The sequence below is a fragment of the Mesorhizobium sp. DCY119 genome, assembly GCF_003590645.1.
Lineage (GTDB): Bacteria > Pseudomonadota > Alphaproteobacteria > Rhizobiales > Rhizobiaceae > Mesorhizobium_M.
Window position 1 is genome coordinate 4,335,796 of sequence record NZ_CP031834.1, and the last position, 18,083, is coordinate 4,353,878.

17 protein-coding genes and 1 tRNA gene are annotated in these 18,083 nt (G+C 57.3%); 2 read left to right on the top strand and 16 right to left on the bottom strand.

Going from position 1 to position 18,083, the window contains the following annotated elements:
• Positions 1–97: 97 nt before the first annotated feature.
• The 11 genes from DZG07_RS21150 to DZG07_RS21200 form a co-directional block, all read right to left on the bottom strand.
• Complete coding sequence (locus DZG07_RS21150) at positions 98–730, bottom strand: HK97 family phage prohead protease (protein ID WP_119820569.1); 633 nt, start codon at positions 728–730, stop codon at positions 98–100.
• Complete coding sequence (locus DZG07_RS21155) at positions 727–1,989, bottom strand: phage portal protein (RefSeq protein WP_119820572.1); 1,263 nt, start codon at positions 1,987–1,989, stop codon at positions 727–729. The genes DZG07_RS21150 and DZG07_RS21155 overlap by 4 nt, the downstream gene beginning before the upstream one ends.
• Positions 1,989–3,890 (bottom strand): terminase large subunit, encoded by a 1,902-nt coding sequence (locus tag DZG07_RS21160; RefSeq protein ID WP_119820575.1) that lies wholly within the window; start codon positions 3,888–3,890, stop codon positions 1,989–1,991. Before DZG07_RS21160 ends, DZG07_RS21155 begins: the two co-directional genes overlap by 1 nt.
• Positions 3,856–4,242 (bottom strand): hypothetical protein, encoded by a 387-nt coding sequence (locus tag DZG07_RS21165; RefSeq protein WP_119820578.1) that lies wholly within the window; start codon positions 4,240–4,242, stop codon positions 3,856–3,858. The genes DZG07_RS21160 and DZG07_RS21165 overlap by 35 nt, the downstream gene beginning before the upstream one ends.
• Before the next feature lie 723 nt (positions 4,243–4,965).
• Positions 4,966–6,312 carry an ISL3 family transposase gene (locus tag DZG07_RS21175; RefSeq protein WP_119820583.1) on the bottom strand — a complete coding sequence of 449 codons (1,347 nt, stop codon included), beginning with the start codon at positions 6,310–6,312 and terminating at the stop codon, positions 4,966–4,968.
• A 54-nt stretch (positions 6,313–6,366) separates the two neighbouring features.
• Positions 6,367–6,633, bottom strand: a complete 267-nt coding sequence (locus DZG07_RS23990) for a hypothetical protein (protein WP_133304774.1) — start codon at positions 6,631–6,633, stop codon at positions 6,367–6,369.
• A 476-nt stretch (positions 6,634–7,109) separates the two neighbouring features.
• Positions 7,110–7,184, bottom strand: a tRNA-OTHER gene (locus DZG07_RS23995).
• A gap of 1,008 nt (positions 7,185–8,192) precedes the next feature.
• Positions 8,193–9,095: a hypothetical protein gene (locus DZG07_RS21190; protein ID WP_119820592.1), complete on the bottom strand. Its 903-nt coding sequence runs from the start codon at positions 9,093–9,095 to the stop codon at positions 8,193–8,195.
• Positions 9,092–9,238, bottom strand: coding sequence for a hypothetical protein (locus DZG07_RS24000; RefSeq protein ID WP_162931683.1), 147 nt, complete (start codon positions 9,236–9,238; stop codon positions 9,092–9,094). The genes DZG07_RS21190 and DZG07_RS24000 overlap by 4 nt, the downstream gene beginning before the upstream one ends.
• A 57-nt stretch (positions 9,239–9,295) precedes the next feature.
• A complete protein-coding gene (locus DZG07_RS21195) occupies positions 9,296–9,868 on the bottom strand; it encodes a VRR-NUC domain-containing protein (protein WP_119820595.1) in 573 nt (190 codons plus the stop codon).
• Between the two features lie 243 nt (positions 9,869–10,111).
• Positions 10,112–12,463, bottom strand: a complete 2,352-nt coding sequence (locus DZG07_RS21200) for a bifunctional DNA primase/polymerase (protein WP_119820597.1) — start codon at positions 12,461–12,463, stop codon at positions 10,112–10,114.
• Positions 12,464–12,561: 98 nt separating this feature from the next.
• Between DZG07_RS21200 and DZG07_RS21205 the strand changes: the two genes are divergently transcribed.
• Positions 12,562–12,750: a type II toxin-antitoxin system HicA family toxin gene (locus tag DZG07_RS21205; protein ID WP_348626425.1), complete on the top strand. Its 189-nt coding sequence runs from the start codon at positions 12,562–12,564 to the stop codon at positions 12,748–12,750.
• Between the two features lie 37 nt (positions 12,751–12,787).
• Entirely contained in the window at positions 12,788–13,315 is a 528-nt protein-coding gene (locus DZG07_RS21210) for a type II toxin-antitoxin system HicB family antitoxin (RefSeq protein WP_119820603.1), read from the top strand.
• Positions 13,316–13,644: 329 nt separating this feature from the next.
• On the opposite strand, the gene DZG07_RS21220 is transcribed toward DZG07_RS21210, so the two are convergent.
• The 5 genes from DZG07_RS21220 to DZG07_RS21240 form a co-directional block, all read right to left on the bottom strand.
• Complete coding sequence (locus DZG07_RS21220; RefSeq protein WP_119820610.1) at positions 13,645–14,850, bottom strand: site-specific DNA-methyltransferase; 1,206 nt, start codon at positions 14,848–14,850, stop codon at positions 13,645–13,647.
• A gap of 84 nt (positions 14,851–14,934) precedes the next feature.
• Complete coding sequence (locus tag DZG07_RS21225) at positions 14,935–15,261, bottom strand: hypothetical protein (protein ID WP_119820613.1); 327 nt, start codon at positions 15,259–15,261, stop codon at positions 14,935–14,937.
• Between the two features lie 187 nt (positions 15,262–15,448).
• Positions 15,449–15,958 carry a siphovirus Gp157 family protein gene (locus tag DZG07_RS21230; RefSeq protein WP_119820616.1) on the bottom strand — a complete coding sequence of 170 codons (510 nt, stop codon included), beginning with the start codon at positions 15,956–15,958 and terminating at the stop codon, positions 15,449–15,451.
• Between the two features lie 50 nt (positions 15,959–16,008).
• Positions 16,009–17,121: an RNA ligase gene (locus DZG07_RS21235; RefSeq protein ID WP_119820619.1), complete on the bottom strand. Its 1,113-nt coding sequence runs from the start codon at positions 17,119–17,121 to the stop codon at positions 16,009–16,011.
• Positions 17,118–18,053: an AAA family ATPase gene (locus tag DZG07_RS21240; RefSeq protein ID WP_119820622.1), complete on the bottom strand. Its 936-nt coding sequence runs from the start codon at positions 18,051–18,053 to the stop codon at positions 17,118–17,120. Before DZG07_RS21240 ends, DZG07_RS21235 begins: the two co-directional genes overlap by 4 nt.
• Positions 18,054–18,083 lie beyond the last annotated feature (30 nt).

Below are 18,083 nucleotides of genomic sequence, written 5' to 3' on the forward strand. Positions count from 1 at the left end.
ATATGAAAAAGGCCGCTCTTGGCGGCCATAGGGGTGTGATGGCAGGACTAGGTCCGGCCCTCCGGCCGTGCCGGGTGACTTCAGCCGTTGAGGCTGGCTACGTGGCGTCCTGCCGGATGCCCCGAATTCGCTGTTCCATCGCAGCGCGTTTTTCGGCCACCCGCCTTGCGGCAGCGGCAGCGTCAGATGCGCGCTTTTCTGCGGCATCCCTAGCGGCGCCGCCTTCGGCCCTTGCCGCTTCAAGCGAGCGAAGGCCAATCGTCGTGTCTTCGTAGGCAGGCCAAGCAACTGCCGACACTTCATGAAGCTCAAGTTTGTGAATGGTACGAATCGGCGTATCGCCGGTTTCGTCCCAAGTTTCCTTGGTCACCCGAAAGCCAAAGCTCATTCCGCTAATGTCGCCGCGCTCGACCAAGACCCACAGGTCGTTGCCGTCGCTAGTGTCGGGCACGTCGATTTCAACGCGAAGCCCGGTTCCGTCTTCGGCTAGCCGAAGCGTGCCGGACTTAGTCCGGCCAATCACGCGGCCAGGGTCATGATCGACCAAAGCGCGGATATCGCCGTTGATTACGTCTGCGAATGCACCGGAAGCTATCTTCTCCTGAAAATAACCTCCGATGTCGGCCAGCCTGTCAAACTTGGCGGCGTAGCCAACAAGTGTTCGCTTGTCGCTTTCGGCGCGCACCTCAACCCCAAGGCCAGATGCGCGCTTCTCAATGTTGGTCGTCATGCGGCGTCAGCCTCATTGTCGTCGTCAGGGGTGTTGTCGTTTGCAGGCGGATCTGGTGGCTGTGTTCCAAGCACCACCGTCGCGCCCTGCATGAACAGTTCTTCGGCAGCAGCATTCTTGTGCTTACCGCGGTTCTCCAGCGCGCGTCCCTCATTCGGGGTGAGGAAGCCGGCCTGGATGCCGCGTGCGATGCCATCGATTCGGCTCTTGAAGTCGCCCCGCATGAGACCGTCTAGATTGTGCTCGATGTAGCGGGATGATCCGCCACGCCCGAAGAACTTCAGGTTCAATTCATCTTCCAGCGCCTTGGCCCACTGGCCGATAAGGTGCTTCACGAGATGAAGATCTTGCTGCTCGGCGTTACTAAACGTGGCCCGCGACAAGTCCTGCAGAAACACAGGTGGCAACTGATAGGCACGAGAGATTTCCTCGACCTGAAAGCGCCGCGCCTCAATCATCTGGCCTTTGGCAGGATCGAAGCCGACGGGCTTCAACTCGTATCCGCCAGGAATCGGCGTGATGGGCTTGCCGGTAGCTTTAGCGTTATCGATTGCCGCGGTAACGTCCGCCAGCGCGCGCTTCATTGCCTCCGCGCCAGCAGGTAGAGGACCAACAAGCGCTAGTGGCGGAACGCCTCCGCCAGCAAAGAAGTTGCTGCCGTAATCATTCATAGCTATGGCAAGTTGAATTGCCTTTGCCGCCATATTGATTGGGCCGTAGTGGCTCAATCCGTCCGATTTCAGCATAAACGGCACGTCGATCACGTCAGCAGCCTGATAGGTCTTACCTTCAGACTGATATGTGACGCGACCCGCCGTGCGTTTGACCGTAGTCTTCTTCGGATCAAGCGCCCAAAGGGCTTCGACGCCCTGCGGAGTCCGCTCTATCCAGGCAAGGCCGCGGCCGCCAGTGAACACCTGTTGCCAGAAATGCTGCCAGAACTTGAACGACCCGGCTGCATCATTAGGAGCAACATTGACAACAGTTTCTAACTTGCCCCCCGCCCTCTTCGCACCTTCCTTCGTGTCTCGGTAGGCATGGCGTGGAATTGCCGCCAGTGTTCGAGACATGAAAGCGACAGCCGCCCACACGGCTGGAACCGTCAGAGCACTGTCGATGGTTACATTCGCGAGGGTTGCACCGTTTAAACCGAAGAAAGATAGAAAATTCTCGGAACTCACCGGAATCGTCGGATTTTCAATGGTTTCAGCGCGAGTTTCCACGCTTTCTTCCGGTTTAGCCCGGCTAAATGGCCACATTATTGGGCTCCAATTTTCGTCAGGCTAAATTCAGGGTCGTTCCAAGGGGAAGACTGTGCTGTTACAGTCGGCTTGTCAGCCGCGGCGCCAACCGCCATTGCCAAAGCAACGGCCGCGTCGATGCGTACCGACGCCCTTGTCTTGACGAACCATCGATTGCCATGCGGGTCTGGCGGATGATTGAAAGTCGATCCCATGAGGGCCGTCATCAACACCGGATTTGAGCGAAGCCGAATACGACCGTCGACAATCAAATCCTCGAGCGCTGTCACCGACCCCGGCATCCAAAGCCCCAACGGAGGCTTTTCGCCGGCAGCTTTCGCCGCTTCAATCTTCTCTTCAGAAGGTCGCGCCCTCACCTTACCGCCTTGCGGGTGTGGAAGCTGTTCGGCCGTCACTTCGAAGATATCGAGTTCATCTTTGAATGCTGCGTAGGCATAGTTATCGTAGGCGATCGACTGGATGTCGTAGAGCCTATCCAACTCGGCAACACGCGCCGCAACGATGTCGAACCGAATACGCTTCCCTTCGGGGGCGTTTAGGTACTTGTCCCGTACCCACACGTCGTATGGTTGCTTGTCGGCCGTAACTCGGGCTGCAAGCGTATCGCCAGGCGTCCACGCCTCGATCCATGCGTCGTATGTCGGCAGGTCAGCGGTTTCACCGTCCTCGCGCGTGACTGTAATGAAGCCAGTCGGCTGGACGCACGCTACAACAGTCATGTCCTTCGTGCCGGAAAGGTCGACGCCGAGATAGAGCGGGCCGCCTTCCGGCAAGGCCCATTCCGACATGACCTGCTCAACTGTCGCGCGAGGCATCCATGCCTTGTCGGCGTCAGTCCACACGCAGAAGTGCAGGCGCAGAACGTTGTTTAGCTTGCCGGGAACATCGCGCGCTTCCGCCACAACGCCCGCCAAGTAATCATGCGTCAGGATCGTGCCGAGGAGCGGGTTTGCCTTGGCCCAGCACGACGGATCCGTCATCGGATCGTCGCCCTTGTCTAGGGCGCAGACATAAGCAAAGACACTGTCGCTGCCTTCCCAGGTCTCGCCAACGAAAGTGAACTCTTCGTCTGGAGTCTGAGTGCCAGCCAAAACCTTGACCGCTCGCTCCCGCTCTTCCCAGCAAACGCTGTTTCGATCCGAACCGGAGTTCGTAATCATCAAGAGCAGGGGATTCTGGCGGAATTTGAAGCCGCGCTGCAGCATCTCCATGATGCTGCGGTCGGGGTGCTCGTGCACCTCGTCGCAAAGTGCAAAATGCGGTCTCGGGCCGGAGCCGGTCTTGCCGGCTTCCTTGGATATCGGCCGAAAGAACGATCCCGACTTGTGGTGGGCAATGTTGAACTCTTTGCCCAATCCACCGCTGAACTTTACGCGTGACTCGATCGCCGGAGCCTGTCGAACCATCTTGCACGCATCCTGAAACAGGATTTGCGCCTGGTCTTTCTTGGCCGCGGCGGCATAAATCTGCGCGCCAGATTCCTTATCGGCGGTTAGACCGTAGAGCCCTACACCACCTGCGAACGGTGACTTCCCGTTCCCTTTGCCTTCCTCGATGTAGACCGTGCGAAAACGGCGTGTACCGTCCGCCTTCTTCCATCCGAAGATCGAACCCAGCTTGAACGCCTGAGACGGGTGCAGCTTGAACGGCTTGCCATCGAACTGACCCTCGCTAAGACGAAGACGCTCCTCAAAGAACCGAAAAACCCGGTTCGCGGCGTCGTCATCCCAGTATAGCCCTCGCTCGTGCCCGCGCTCCAAATCGGCGAAGTGCCGTCGGCAAGCGTTGCGCACGTGTGGGCCGGCAATCTCATTTCCGTCTAATACCGCTTGCGCATAAGCATTGACGCGCCGCAGCGCCACCTCAGTCGAGGAGGTCGTCTTTGTCGTCCTCGTCATCAGGCACCGTGATTTTGCTGGCGTCGGACGGAGTTGCACCCATCTGGCCGAGGACTTGTCGGAGAAAGTTCATTCTCTGAACGCCAACCTCTTGGCCTGCCATAATCGCGCCCTGCACATGTGAGGCCATACCGACCAGCATCCGGTGCGATTGCGTCAGCCAGGGAATTTCTTTCTGGAAAAGCAGCCAGGCAGACTTCGCCTTGCTGGCGTCGGTGTCGACAAGCCACTTAGGCGGGGCGCCGAGAGGGCCGTTTGCCTTGGGCTCCACGCGCTTTTTGAAGCGCCCGGCGTTCATCTTGTCGCGACCCTCGACTTTTGCCTTGCCGAGGGGATTTCTCGGCCTAGCCATGGAATGAAATCCTATTCAGGGGTCATAATTTGAATTGCAGATGCGTGCGCGATGCTCCCACGCCGGTCCCGCGTTTCGGGGTGTTGCGACTTTGCAACACCCCCCTACCTGTTGCCAAAATGCAACACGAAACAATATTGCGTGAAACATTCGTGAAACATTGTGCGGTGCGCAGGGGTTTTATTCCTACAACGGCCAGCCGTCCGCACCGAACCTCACCACGGCCTTGCCGTGGTCCTCTAGCTGGCCGCGCGAGGCATGGCATGGCTTGCACGTCGACACGAAAGGACCGCTCCAGAACTTATCTAGATCGCCCTTATGCGCCTCTGCGTGGTGCACCTCAGTGGCCGCAGTCACGTCTTCTCGCTCAAGGCACCACTCACACAGTGGATCCTGTGCGAGCTTGGCCTCGCGTGTGCGCTGCCATCGTGCGGTCTTATATAGCTTTCGGTATTCGGCCGCCTCGGCAGAGCGATAGTCAGGCCGGACAGCCATGCGGCTCGCGCATATGCCAACCACCGAACCACTGCCGGACCTTGTCCATAAGGCGGTCGATCATCCTGCCACATCCTCCATCAGCCTGCCTGCATCCTTTGCGATGCGACGAGCTTTCGTCTCCGTATAGCTCTCACGGCGATCGACAAGGTCACCACCTAGGGTAACAATGTCTGCAGCCATAGATACGGGAAGCGTGGCAACATTGGCCGCCGTGCGAATAGTAGGCTATTCGGATTTCGGTGTGGAATTGACATCATGAAGAAGTCTCCTCGCCGTGTGGAATCTAGCGTGGCAGTTTGCGCAAACACGCATCACCGAACCCGTCGTGGGATCGGTATGGCGGGACAGCGGAAACCAGTCTGGGAACACTCCCAAGCAACTTTCGCACAGCACCAGCGGCTTGCTCGTAATGGGCTTTTGAAGCAGGGCCTTGGCTCGGATGCGATCAAAACTGTAACCGCGTCCTGCTCGGTTGAAGTCCTTCACGAGCCTGTTTCGTGCTTCGGTGTATGCGTTGGTGAAGCGGTGATCGAAGTAGTTGAATACCTCGGTTCGCCAGTTCTCGACCGTGGCCGCCAGCGCGTCAAACTCCAACCGAACCGTGTCGGGGATCGACGCCTTCCACTCGTCAAACCGTCGTTCTGCGTCGGCTCGGTCCGTTGCCTCCCAGATGGAATAGAACCCTTCCTTGGCCGTCCATCCGTCCTTGAGCAACGGGTTGTTGTCGAGCATGCCGTCAAGCATCAGTCGCCTCATCGGAGACAGCTTCGACGGGCGGATGTGCATCAGCAATCGGCCGCGGTGCGGGTTCTTCCGCATCTTTCCCTTCGCGCCCTTGCGGAACCTGCTTCGGACGAGGTCGAGCTTCTCATTCGCCTTGCTGACGACGTGCCACTTGTCGGTGACGACGATGGCGTTCGGCAGCAGCTCTCTGGCGACTTCGGCGTACGGTCCCCACATGTCGATGGTCACGATCCGAACACGCTCGCGACCAGGCATCCACGACAGCCAGTGGTTGACGGCAGGCTTCGCCATGGAGTCGATCATGTCCAGCAGACGGCGGTTGGCAACGTCCACGAACACAGTCCGCTTCCGCTTCCGAATGGTCAGCTCGTCGATGCCCAGGATGATGACGGGCTCCCGAAGGTTTGCGCCGACGGCCATCTGAACATGCTCGTCGCAGATGTTCCGAACCGTCTTCTCGTCCACATCAACATGCCGGGCAACAGCGCTGTAGGTCTGCATGATGCCCTGTTCGACGATGTAGTCCGTGAGCCGCTTCGTCATGCGGCGGTTGCTGTCCATCGCTGGCAGCTCCTGCATGGAAGTCTCCCCGCACTCCCGGCATTTGTACCGCGCGACTTCGGCGCGGATGATCAGCGGCTGGCCGAAAGTCGGGATGTCCCGGTAGTTCACGAGCTTCTTGCCGTGCTTGTACAATCGGTCGACCGATCCGCATTTCGGGCAGTCCCGAGCGTCGGTGTCGTAGGTCGCCTCAGCGACGGTTTCGTTCTGTTGGCGGTCAAGGACGTGCACGGTCCAGCCCTCCAACCACAGCGCGTTGTTTGCCATGCTTGCCCCTCAATCGAGGCGAGTCATACCGGAAACGGAATATCGTGTGGAGTCTCATGGGCGCTCCATAATCAAAAGGCCGCCCTTGGTCAGTCCACAACGCCGCCATCCAGCGGCCACAAAGCAGAAGCCCGGATTGCGGCTCCTGACTGCTTTCGAATTGACGTAGGTGTAGTGCCTTTCACCAGGCCAGCAGTGATCAGCGATTGCGTCAGCCTGTCGGATAAGGTCGGACGCGAGGTTCGGACTCTCGTTCCTGAAGACGGCGCAGTTGATCCCTTGCTCTCCGCTGGCATCGATGAACTTGCGCCAGACGAACATAGCGTCTCCATCTCCGGTTCGAAGAACGATCTTCTCCCCAGGTCCAGCGAACAGCACGCGCTTGCGGCCGTCTCGGTATCGATAGCACGAGTAATGGCGTTCATAGAGGTCCAAACAGGTCCGGTCGCCATCCTTGGTGAGGTACCACAGAGGCTCCGTCACAAGCATCCCTTTCCACACTATAATCCGAAACGGAGCATAGCATGTCATGGCCTACTTTCCACACGAAAATCCGAATACCCGAATAGTACGGGAAAGAAAACCGATCATCGGAAGATGCTCCCCAAGGACGGGGACACCTTGTCCCGCACCGACTGCCAATACAGTCGGGCATGGCCAGTTACAGCATCACATGCGAGCACAGCATCGCACTGACGCAATAGTGAAAGCTTTGCATTCATGCCTTGTCTCCTCAAACAAAATGGCCAACGCACTCGGCGCCTATGTCAGACGTTGCTACGTTGGCGGGTCGTAATTGGTCAGGATGGCCGGACTCGAACCGGCGTTCCGAGCTTCCAAAGCTCAGCGATTAGCCACCATCTTCCACCCTGTTAGCGCGTGCGCTGTATGGGTGGGTCGCGGTCGATCTTCCATATCTCGATCTCCGGGATAAAAATGCCCAGCGTACCGACTATTGAGAGGGCAGAGGCTGGGCGAGACGCGGATGTCTGCACTTGGCAGAGCAGAGCCGCTGACGGGGAATTGGTGCCCTAGCGAGGAATCGAACCCCGGACATCAATTGCAAAACATGAATAAAGGGAGCGGCTCAATCGTCTTTACGATTGGCGCGGCAAATGTGCCATCACTCCATTGCCGATGCGTTCTGCGTCGATGGCAGTTGGCGCAACGAACATCACATTTACCTATTTCCGCGATAACTCGTTGAAGGGACATTCCAAGCGTATTGGCTTCACCAATAGAGAAATCCTTTTCGCTAACGTCCCTATGGTCAAACTCCAAGACGACAGGATCTGGTTCGCCACAATCAACGCACGGATGACGGCCAAGATGCTCTGCGACGTATGACCGTACCCGGTCACGCTCTCTTGCAGAGTGCTTCTTGGCTCTAGCCTTGTAGATGTGCTTGTTAGCCTCGTAATGTCGTCTTGCGGCAGCCTTCTGGTCAAGTGGATTTGCGTAGGCCATAAATTCCTTGCTACCTGACTTCTCTACCGGCGCAGAATAACGAAGACCGGGCGACATAAGCCGCATCGTGACGCTACGAACGTGTGCAAAGCAGTGACGCCGGCCATGACAACGTATGCCCATTCGGGCAAACCTATAGCGGCAGCCTCAACCCACTTTCGCAGGGAGGCCGCCGCAGAAAGCCCAATGCAGCCGGAGGAGACAGCGCAGTGGGCGATGGAAAGCAAGGGACGGACGGGAATCCCCATCCTTCTCAGTCGTGCTGCCTTGCTTGTTTGGGTAGTTACCCGACGCTCAGAGACGGCACCTAACTGCCGCATGGCTTCGGGTCCGCGTGACGCGGAATAGTGCGGGGAGGCAATATAGTCTCCATCCCCTTCACTATACTGTGAGCTTAAGTGCGGAATCCCTACCTATGCGGCCGATTTTTTTAGCTCGATGGTGAGATTGTCGTTTGCCGCCATGAGTCTCTTGCGTCCACCGCCTCTTTTATCGGCGTACAGCCGGGACTGGCCGGCCGCTACACCAATCTCGGCAAAGCTACCTGCAACCATTGCCTTATCTAGTGTTTCTCGGTCTTCTTTCTTCAGCGCCGTAAGCGTTTCGTCCCATATCTCGCGATTAACGATTGATGTGCACATATCCTGCCACATCATCGCGCCGGTCTCGCCCTTCTTGCCCTTCTGCATTCCAACGAAACTATCGGCTACGCGAGATGAACCACATGGCAGGCCAGGCTTCAGTTTTTTTACCTTTGGCATTACCGGGGTATTTGCGATGGCTTCTGCCAAAATCGACCGGCTCTGGCTTGCTGTTAAAGACGGCCCGTTCTTACGCTTTTTCCGAGGGACGTATCTTGGCTCAATTGTCTTAAGCACCCTTGAAAAGTACAGGTTGCTCTGCTCAAGTTCGGCGTTCGTGTAATCCTTCCCGCCGGCTTGCTGTTTTGCCTTCTCCACAGTGCCGAGCATGGCACCAATGGGCATTCTGAAGTCCGCCTGTATCACTTTGTCGTCGGGGCCGAGAGCGTATCCCTTCTCTCTCTGGGCTCCATCGCTAAACGAGAGCCGGCCAATTCGGACAATCTGTCCGGCTTCATTCCTCTCGACCGGGAACGTTGCCTGCCGCAGTATCTCCTGAACTGACGGCGTGACTAGAAGATTTCTCTCAAAGCTGAAGTCCGCCGTTTCTTCTGGGTCGGCGTTGTCGTTTGCAGCCACTACACACCAATTAGTCTGAATTGGCTCGATCGGACCTTCTGGCCTATCACGGTACGCAAGCAGCGCGCTTCCAAAGTCCTTGTATGCGGAGGTCATGCCGCCTCCCTGATGAAATCTTCTTCGAAGAGTTCGTCCTCGAATTTCTCCTCATCGTAATAGTCGTGGTCGAACTCGCCATCTTGATTGATGCGATAGACTTCCGGGTCTTTACGATTGTCATTAATTGCCTTGGGTGGCATTTCTTGTCTCCTCATGTGGTGGTTGGCTTGGTGGGCCAGACTCGCGATTGGTAATCGCTAGATAAGGTTGGATAGTTTTGTTGGTGTTGTCAATGTTGTTGCGCTGTTTGTAGCCTCGACTTCCCGGTCATTTGCGGCTATCCACGATCGCACCAAGGCAACTGCCTGCTCCGCTGCGTCTTCCTTCGTCACAGCCCGGACTACCGTGATGTCGTGGCCGATCTTGGCTAGGGCTGGATGACGTTCCTTCTGGCTATCCGTAAGGTTTGCGCGGCCAACCTTGTTTTCGAACATCTTGATCCGCCCGTCGAGGAGATAAATTCTGACGTCGGCTTCGCCTGGCGTCAGGCCAGCCGCGATGGCCTCGACCTGCGCACGTGGGCCACGCTTGGCGGAATTCATGTCGCCGGCCAAAAGGAACTGCTTGCCGTATTCAGGCATGCGGCGGAGGGCGAGAACCTGGGCAGCCTGCAGTTCCCATTCGAGAGGCAAAGCCTTGGAGGTGGTGACACGACCATTGCGGGTTGTGATTTTGGTTCGGACGCCGTTTATGCGGACGGTCTGGGTCGTGGTGCGGGCCGTGGGCTTACGGGTGGTTTTGGGGGTGGTGGCTGATGTGGCTTTTGCCATTTGTCCATTCCTCTCTTATATATTACACAGACAGAGAACATTATAAGAACATAGACTATATACATAACGTTATGGATTATTGGATTTTATTATATATATAGAGTATAAGTACCTTGTTTTCATTGAGCTTTTCGTCCTGACTTTTGTCCAAACGGGGCGTGGATTTATCCGGGACGAAAGTTGGACCTTTGCATTTCGTCCATGGATGAAACTACGGCTTGGATGGAAGAAAGGCGGGGTGGCTCACGCCACCCAAACCAGCCGCTTTGACGGCCTGCCCAACTTGTTGTCATTCGACGCCAGAACCACGCTGCCTGCCTTCGTAAGATCCTCAAGAATCTCCTTTCGCTGCCATCCATCTATAGCCTTGCACCGGTCGAATAAGCGGCCTTCCGCAATGCCCTTGTTCCCTGCCTTTCTAATCAAGCCGGCAATCTTCTTATAGTTGGCCTCGCGCTGGTTATCGGCCAGCCGTTCGCCCACCTCGGCAAGCATGGCTGCGGCACATGTCCACGCCACGGCTGCGGCCCATTCGAACGTCGCTTCCGTGATTACCGGTTCTTTGGGGTCTATACCCACGGCAACAATCATGGCGAGCTTGATAGCGTTTTCCACTATGCGCCGCATGAACGGCCTGGCCTCTGGCGCGGCAGCAGCTTCGTTGGCGTCAATAGTCTCCTTGACCGCTCGGAAGATTCCTTTAGCGTCGTCAGTCCATTCCACGATATGCGGCTTATTCTCCTTCCAATCGGCGACCACCTTCATACCTGGCTTCGTCAAATTTCCCCGCTTAGCTGCAACGTTTATGCCAGCCACGTCAGCCATTCGCTCCATAAGCAACGTTGGCACGTCGCGCACGTCCCTGGACGGCTTCACTACCGCTGGCTTTGCCCCGGTGACGTGAAATAGTATCAGGCGGGGCAGAAGCCCGTCCTCGGCACTCGCTGATGACAGGGCGGACCAGAATTGATCTGGCGTTGACGTGCCGTGAATGCAAAGGTTCGGGTTGTAGATTCGCTTGGGTGGAGTCCCGCGATAGGCCGCGCCTTCGAAGAACGTCGAGCTGGCGCTGTAGTAATCGCGCAAGTCGGTCGAGATTGCCCGTTGGTGGCTGCCCGCCTTTCGATCGGTGATGTCCCTCACGAAGCCGCCGAACTCGTCTATCTGGCAATTGACGGACGAGTGGCTTTCCAAAACCTCACGTAGTGCCGACGCCGACATGATGCGTGCGGGGCCGCTGTATGCATCAAATACGCCGTGATCCGACATGAGGATGCGCTTGATCTGGCTTCGGGCGTGCTCCTTGCCGAAACCGGATTCCGCCAGAGCCACGGTGTAGATGTTGGGGCGCGTGTCCCTGCTTCCCGTACTGTAGCGAGATCCTGCCAGCGACGCGACAAGAGGCAGCACGGCGGCCAAAGCCAAGGCTCGTGAAGGCTGTTCGGCCGACGATGTAATCCAGTTGATAAGGTCTTCAACCAAACCGCTGGGGTACGTAAGGCTTTCAATGTCGGCGACAGCCTCGAGCTTGTATTCCGGGATGTCGTCTTCTTCTGGGTGGGTATCGGTGGATGCGTCTTCCGTTGTGGCAATCACGGTAGCCTGTTGTGCCTTCTTACGCATGCTGTTCTCAATAAGGGCGCGTGTATCCATAGCGCCCCATCCGGCCATGTTGTCTTCTCGCTCTGGAATGACGCGCGGTTTTTTGATGCCGGCATCCAGGCCGCGCCTGATCTTGGCTCGAATTTCCTTCTCCCCATCCTTGGCGACAACACCGTTGGCATATGCCGCGTCGAGCAAGCCTATTTCGGCCTCACTTCGGCTAAGCGCGCCCGCGCCGATAAGTGTTCCAAGTGAGAACGCGGACTTGTTCACTTGCTCGCCGCGCTCACCCTGCCCTGTCGTGGCAAGCAAGTTTAGCTCCGCCTCAACGGCACGCTCAACGTACACGTCATTGTCACCGAACGAATAGGTGTAGTCAGATGGGGCTTGCTGTACGTGTGCAGGCGGGCAAACGAGTGCCAACAACCATGAAGGAGCGTCGGCAAGTGGCGGCAGACCTTCGCCGTCGTAGTCTAACCATACATACTCCTTGCCCTCTGCCGTGACGCTTCCGGGCATGATGACATACCCACCACTTCCTCGCACGTCGAGACCTGGGCCAAGACCACCTCGGTTGCGAACACCTGGCGCGTACTTAAAATACCGATGCTCCCCGCCACCAGCAGTTTTTGCCGTGGCTGTTTCTGGCAGTGTGCCGTACTTTTCCTCCAATGCAGAAAGCGATTCATAACCGTTGATGATGTTGCCATCATCGTCTTTGTGCACATCCACATCGAGCACCCAAGCACCCATTTGCTCCCCGGTTGGGGCGCCAATCATCGCGCCGGGGTTGCGTTCCCATAGAATGGTGACATTGCGCGTGTTTTTGGTCGCACCCTTAAATCCATTCGAGACAAGCGGCGTCTTGGCTTTCAAAACCACGATCTCGCCAGTCTCGCGGTCGTGTTCTTCGGTAATCTCGTCAGCTGCCCTGCACGGGAAAACAGGTATTCCGGCTGCCACATAGGATAGTGCTAGTTGTGCGTCGTTCATTTTGACTCCAGAATTATTCGCTTTACACAACAGTGTGTATTGTGTATAAGTGTGTATATCAACTAAGGACTTCGAAAATGGCCCCGAAACGCAACCCCATGAAGCCCCGCGAAATCGTCAAGATGCTCCGCGCGGACGGATGGGAGATTAAGCGTAAGGGTCCGGGGGATCATGTGCAGTACGCGCACCCCACTAAGCCCGGTAAGGTCACGGTGGACATGGGCGTCACGGAATTTCCGACTAAGACGCTTAAGTCGATCTTCACACAGGCGGGATGGGACTGGTAAGTCCCATCTTCCCGTCGGCTAACCAAGGAGACAGAGAATGCCATTGGCTTATGCTCTCATTCACGAGGAAGGTGGCAGTTTTGGAATCTCGTTTCCGGATTTTCCTGGCTGCATCTCTGGCGGGTCTACGGCCGAAGAGGCAATCAGGCGCGGGAGCGAGGCGCTAAGTTTCCATGCGGCTGGAATGGTCGAGGACGGCGATGCGCTTCCAATGCTGCGGTCTCTTAGCGAACTTCAAAGCGATGCTGCATTTTCGGAAATGGCGCGTGACGGTGTCCTTGCTATGGTACCGTTCGAAATTCCCGGCAAGTCGGTTCGAATCAACATCTCCATGGACGAACATCTAATCGAGATGATCGACCGAGCCGCGGCGGCATCCGGAAAGAGCCGATCAGGGTTTCTTGCCCATGCCGCCAGATCGACCCTCACGCTTGGTGATGTAAGCAATGAGGTGATCAAGTCGGGCGGATCGTCTCGCACAACTATAGTTCGCGATGCAACAAGTGGAAAATTCGAGACCATCAGCCCTCGGTCAAAACGCGTTGCGGAAAAAAAGAAGGCTTAGCTGCTGTCAGAAAGGCGCCTGGTCATCTCGAATAAGCGATCGCATCCGATCGGCGCAGCCCTGCCAGACTGTGCCGACGAATATGAGCACTTGTTCCTCGCTCCATGCTGACAAGTCCGGCCCATACTCTTCAACGAGTGGGCCGGCCGCTTCCACGCCGCCCTCTCGAGCTTTGAGCTCGTATGGCGTCCTCCTGCGGACGTTCTTGATGTACTCCATGATTGGTAGGCACTCCGCACATAGGTATTGTGGATCGCGAGTTGGGTTGCCGATTCCGACACCGATGGCGTGCCGTGTGCACCAGTAGCAATCGGCCGGGTCGTGGGCGCTCATGCTGCGACTCCGAAGAGCGGAAGGTTGTCATTGGTTGCCTGCTTCACTTGCGGGGCGACGCGCCACTCGGTTTCGATCCGACGGCGTGCCATGGCGGCATATTCAGGATTGAGTTCGATCAAAGAGGCGCGCCGCCCGTGACGCAGGGCGACGAGTGCCGTGGTCCCTGCTCCACCGAATGGATCGAGCACGAGGCCACCCTTCGGACATCCGGCGAGAATGCAGCGCTCGGCGAGTTCTGGCGGGAAGGTCGCGAAATGGGCATCGGAGAACGGTTGGGTTGCGATATTCCAGACGCTTGCCGGTGCCGGCTCGTAATTGCGAAGGTTGCGACCAAAGCCGCGAAGTGTGGCCTCGATGCCTGTGTGGTTGATCTGCCCGGCATGGCGTGGACTGGCGACATCCGACGCTCTGATCTTTTCCTTGGCATCCCACCGATCGTTGAAGCCAGCCATACGCCGGCCTGACGATGCGCCGACGGCTGCGGCACTGGCAGCAGTCTGCGCTTGTTTTTGACGAGGGCCGCCAACTGCCTTCATGGTGCCATTGATTTTCGCTCCACCGTTTGCTCGGTGCGAACCTTCCTGGCTCTCGACATCCTGCGACCAGCGACTGATGCTGGCCTCTGCTGATGGCTGCCGGACCGCCTCGGCGTCATAAAAGTACCGCGCTGATTTCGAGAGCATGAATATCTTCTCATGCGAGGTCGCCGGCCGGTCGCGGATGCTCTCCGGCATCGGGTTCGGCTTAGCCCAGACGATCTCGCTGCGGATCCACCAGCCGGCCTCTTGCAGCGCTATCGCGAGCCGGTTCGGCACCATGCAAAGGTCTTTAGCCTTGAGGACGCCGCCGATGGTCGAGAACGGCTTGTCACGAAATGTTCGGTCGTCGTTGCCCGTTGCCTTTGTGTCCGCCGCAGAGCGACCGTTCGGGCTTGTGGCGTAGCAGTCGCCGTAGTTGATCCACAGCGTACCAGTCGGCTTGAGAACCCGCTTCACAGCCTCGAATACGCGAACCATGACGTCGAGGTGTTCGCCGAGCGTCGGCTCAAGGCCTATCTGTCCGTCGACGCCATAGTCCCGCAGCCCCCAATATGGTGGGCTCGTTACGACACAGTCGACGGAATCAGGAGACATCTCTCCGAGCATTGTAAATACGTCACCAATCAGCAACTCAACCTTGCCGTCCAAAAATACGGGCATTCAAAATCTCCTCTATGCCGATGTTTTTCGGCGTGGTGCCGCGCAGTTGGTGTCTGGGCGGGTGGTGTGTGGCCGCCGATGGCGCTACGCGGCAAGCGGGCGGATGTAGCGGTAAGCGGTTACGATGCCCAAAAAGCAGTCACGCTTCACTTCGGTGGTGAAACCTTCTGGAGCGGGCGGAGGGTCTGTGTAGCCGATGCTAACCCAGTCTTCTTGTTGCTCGGCAACAAGAACAGGAAACCAGTCGTCGTAAGTTCCAACCCTCGCTTTCCCGTCTGCGCCGTATTCCCAACCGCACTCACACTGGTAGTTGCCGGCAATGTAGAGACCAACGCCTACGTCAACGGAGTCGGATTCTGCTTGCTTGCCGCATTCGGCGCACGGCATGAATTGGTCGCCGTGGTTGCTCATGCGGCCAAATCCGGCACTCGGATGCACACGAGATCGGCGCGTCGATTGTTCGCCTCATCAAACGTGTAGAAGACTCCGGAGCAGACACGCGTGCGCGGCCCTTCGCTGGTGTCATATGTTTCGATCAGCCTGTACGGTCGAGTTGTTTCAGGAAACTCCTGTTTTACGATCGCTATGTTAGAGGCCATCAAGCCACCCTCACGGTAAGCGTTTCGCCGCCCGTCTTCAGTTCGGCACCGCGGACTTTCTTTCCGGCATCGAACGCCGCCTTGATTGCGGTCTTGTCGGGTGACGTTGTAACTTTCACGAACTTCTTAGGCAGTGCGGTCTCGTCGGTAACCTCGACGCTGTCCCTGCCCTTCGATACCGACACTGTGGCCTCGACAAGCGGCGCCTTCTTGATTCCTGCCGCCTTCATAATGCGAAGCATCAACGTTCGCATCGCATCCTTGCGCTTGTCCGCTCGCGCTTTCCGAGCTTGCAATTCTGCCACTCGGCCGGCAACGGCTTTGGCCATACTGTCGGCGTCCCGCTCTATCGACACAAGGCGCGTTAAGACATCGAATGCCGCCGTGGACCCTTCCAGCATATCGGCGCGCAACTGCTCGTCCTCAGCCAATTCGGGGAAGGCTTCGAACAGGCCGTGAATTTCGGCTTCGAGGTTAGCCACGTCTACGGCCAGGAAGTTGTCGTTCATGTCTTCTCCTCAGTGGTGACCCGCTTGGTAGACGGGTTGTGGTGTGGTGGTTAGGCTACCCAACGTGCGCCGTGCAATGCGCGGCTTTCGTCGACCTTCGTCTGGCTGGTGGTGTTTGCAGCGATGCGAGCGCGGATGACTTCGCGCGCCTCTTGGCCTGCGCGGACCATGAAGGCAGGTGACCGTAGATCAACAGGCAAGCGTGGGATGGCCTGAAGCGCAAAGTCTTTCTGTGGGAGATTACTGTTCGCTGCCACGAAGTCGGCAAGGTCGTCGGCTCGACGCTTCACACCAGCCTCAACCGATGCCGCATATTCTCGCGCCGCATCGGCGTCAGCTTCATCAAGCAGCGGCAAGACGTCATCCAGGCCACCTGACAGAACAAGCGCTAGGATGTTCTTTTCCTGCAATATACTGTCTTTGGCGCGGTGTTTCAGAACATAGTCTTCGCCCTTTGCCTTAACCATCGTGCCGTCCTCGAATCGGACAACAAATCCCTCGGCGCCCTGTATTGCTCTGGCGTAGGCGAGGAATTCTGTGGCTGTGGTGTGTTGGGGCGTGTGGTGCTCGACCAAATCAATGCACGATTCACGAGAGAATGCCCATTGGAGTGAAGTTGGCAGATACTCGCCAGACGCGTTCTTTCGGATGGCAAGAAGAGTAAGGTCACTACGATCGTAGCGAACCACAATGCGGTTATCCGGAGCCGTCCACTCAAAGATTGGTGTCGCGCCGGCCTCCAACATGGCGTGACAGGCGTTTCGAAGCTTGGAAGTGATATGCCGCTCCGCCCTAACCGCATGATCGGTTCGCCCCATGCGCGTCATGAAGACCACTTCGCCATTGACGATCGCAGGATGGATCATCGAGCCGTCAAGCTTCTCCATGATTGTGTGCGGCCGACTGAAATCCAGAACATGAGGCTGCGTTTCTGGCCGCTCTCCGACGTTGAAGAATTTGTGAAACGGGCGAGCCAAAATTCTGCCATCGGGCGCAAACTTGATGCCGCGGCATTCTAACCGAGCCGGGTGGTCGAAGCTGTCAGGCAACGCGTAAACGTAGTCGATGACAGTGTAATCGCCCTTGTCGGCGACTACGAACTCCTGCCTGCCGTCGAGGTGCGGAAGAACATCGTCAATGTGGTTGATGCGGAAGTGGGTCATGCAGCCTCTCTCCACTCGCCAACGCGCATATCCACGACCGAAACATTCGGCAGGCCATCACCCGCAAGAATGTCACGCAAGGCGGACTGCATGCGCTCGTGGTGCACTTCGACCAGCGTCTTATCGCCGATCAACACTTCGTTGCGCCAGCCAGCCGTCGCCTTCTTGTCGGCAAGCGGTCGATCGACAACAACATAGGAAATGGCAGAACCGACTGGCGCCAGCGACACGCACGCCAAACGGTCCCGCCTGCGAAGGTTGGTGGCGTCGATGCATACCGAAAGCCCGCTATCGAGCCGAGCCTTTGCGATTCGATGCAGGGCAGTGAAAACGTCTTCGTTTCGCGACTGGTCTTGAAAATTGCCAGTATATTCGGCACGGAGATCGTCGCTCGAAATGTATCCTGGCAAGCCCTTAGCGTATTTGGTCTTGCCCGCTCCGCTCGGACCCACCATCAAGGTCAAGAGCGAGCCGTCATGAACAGGCGGAATTATCCGCCCTTCGTCCTCCCAGTTGGCGACAACCTGAAAGCAGGGAATCCCTTCTGCCCGCCACATATCGACCACGCGCTGCCGATCGTCGTAAACGAGGTCAGGCCGCCCGTGTTCCTGCGACAACCAGTAGCGCTTCAGAACAGCGTCTGGCGTGCTGTCTCCTGCTGCCCGCATGTGCTGCAGGTAGCAAGGGTCAATGCCCATATCGGAAAGCCAGTTTTCGGTTTCGGCTCGAACGACGTCGCTGCGGGCCGACCAAATGCGAACTTTGTGGCCAGCGCGGAGGTGTGCGTGAAACGTCTCGATGACGTGAGAAACGCCACGATCAAAGACGCATTCACGGAAGAACGCCGCCCAATCTTTCTTGCCGCCGCGGACGTGGTGCACGCGATGGCCGATATCGGCAATAGTGCCGTCTAAGTCAAAAATGACGAACACGCTAAATCTCCTCAGGTGGTGAATCCGGAT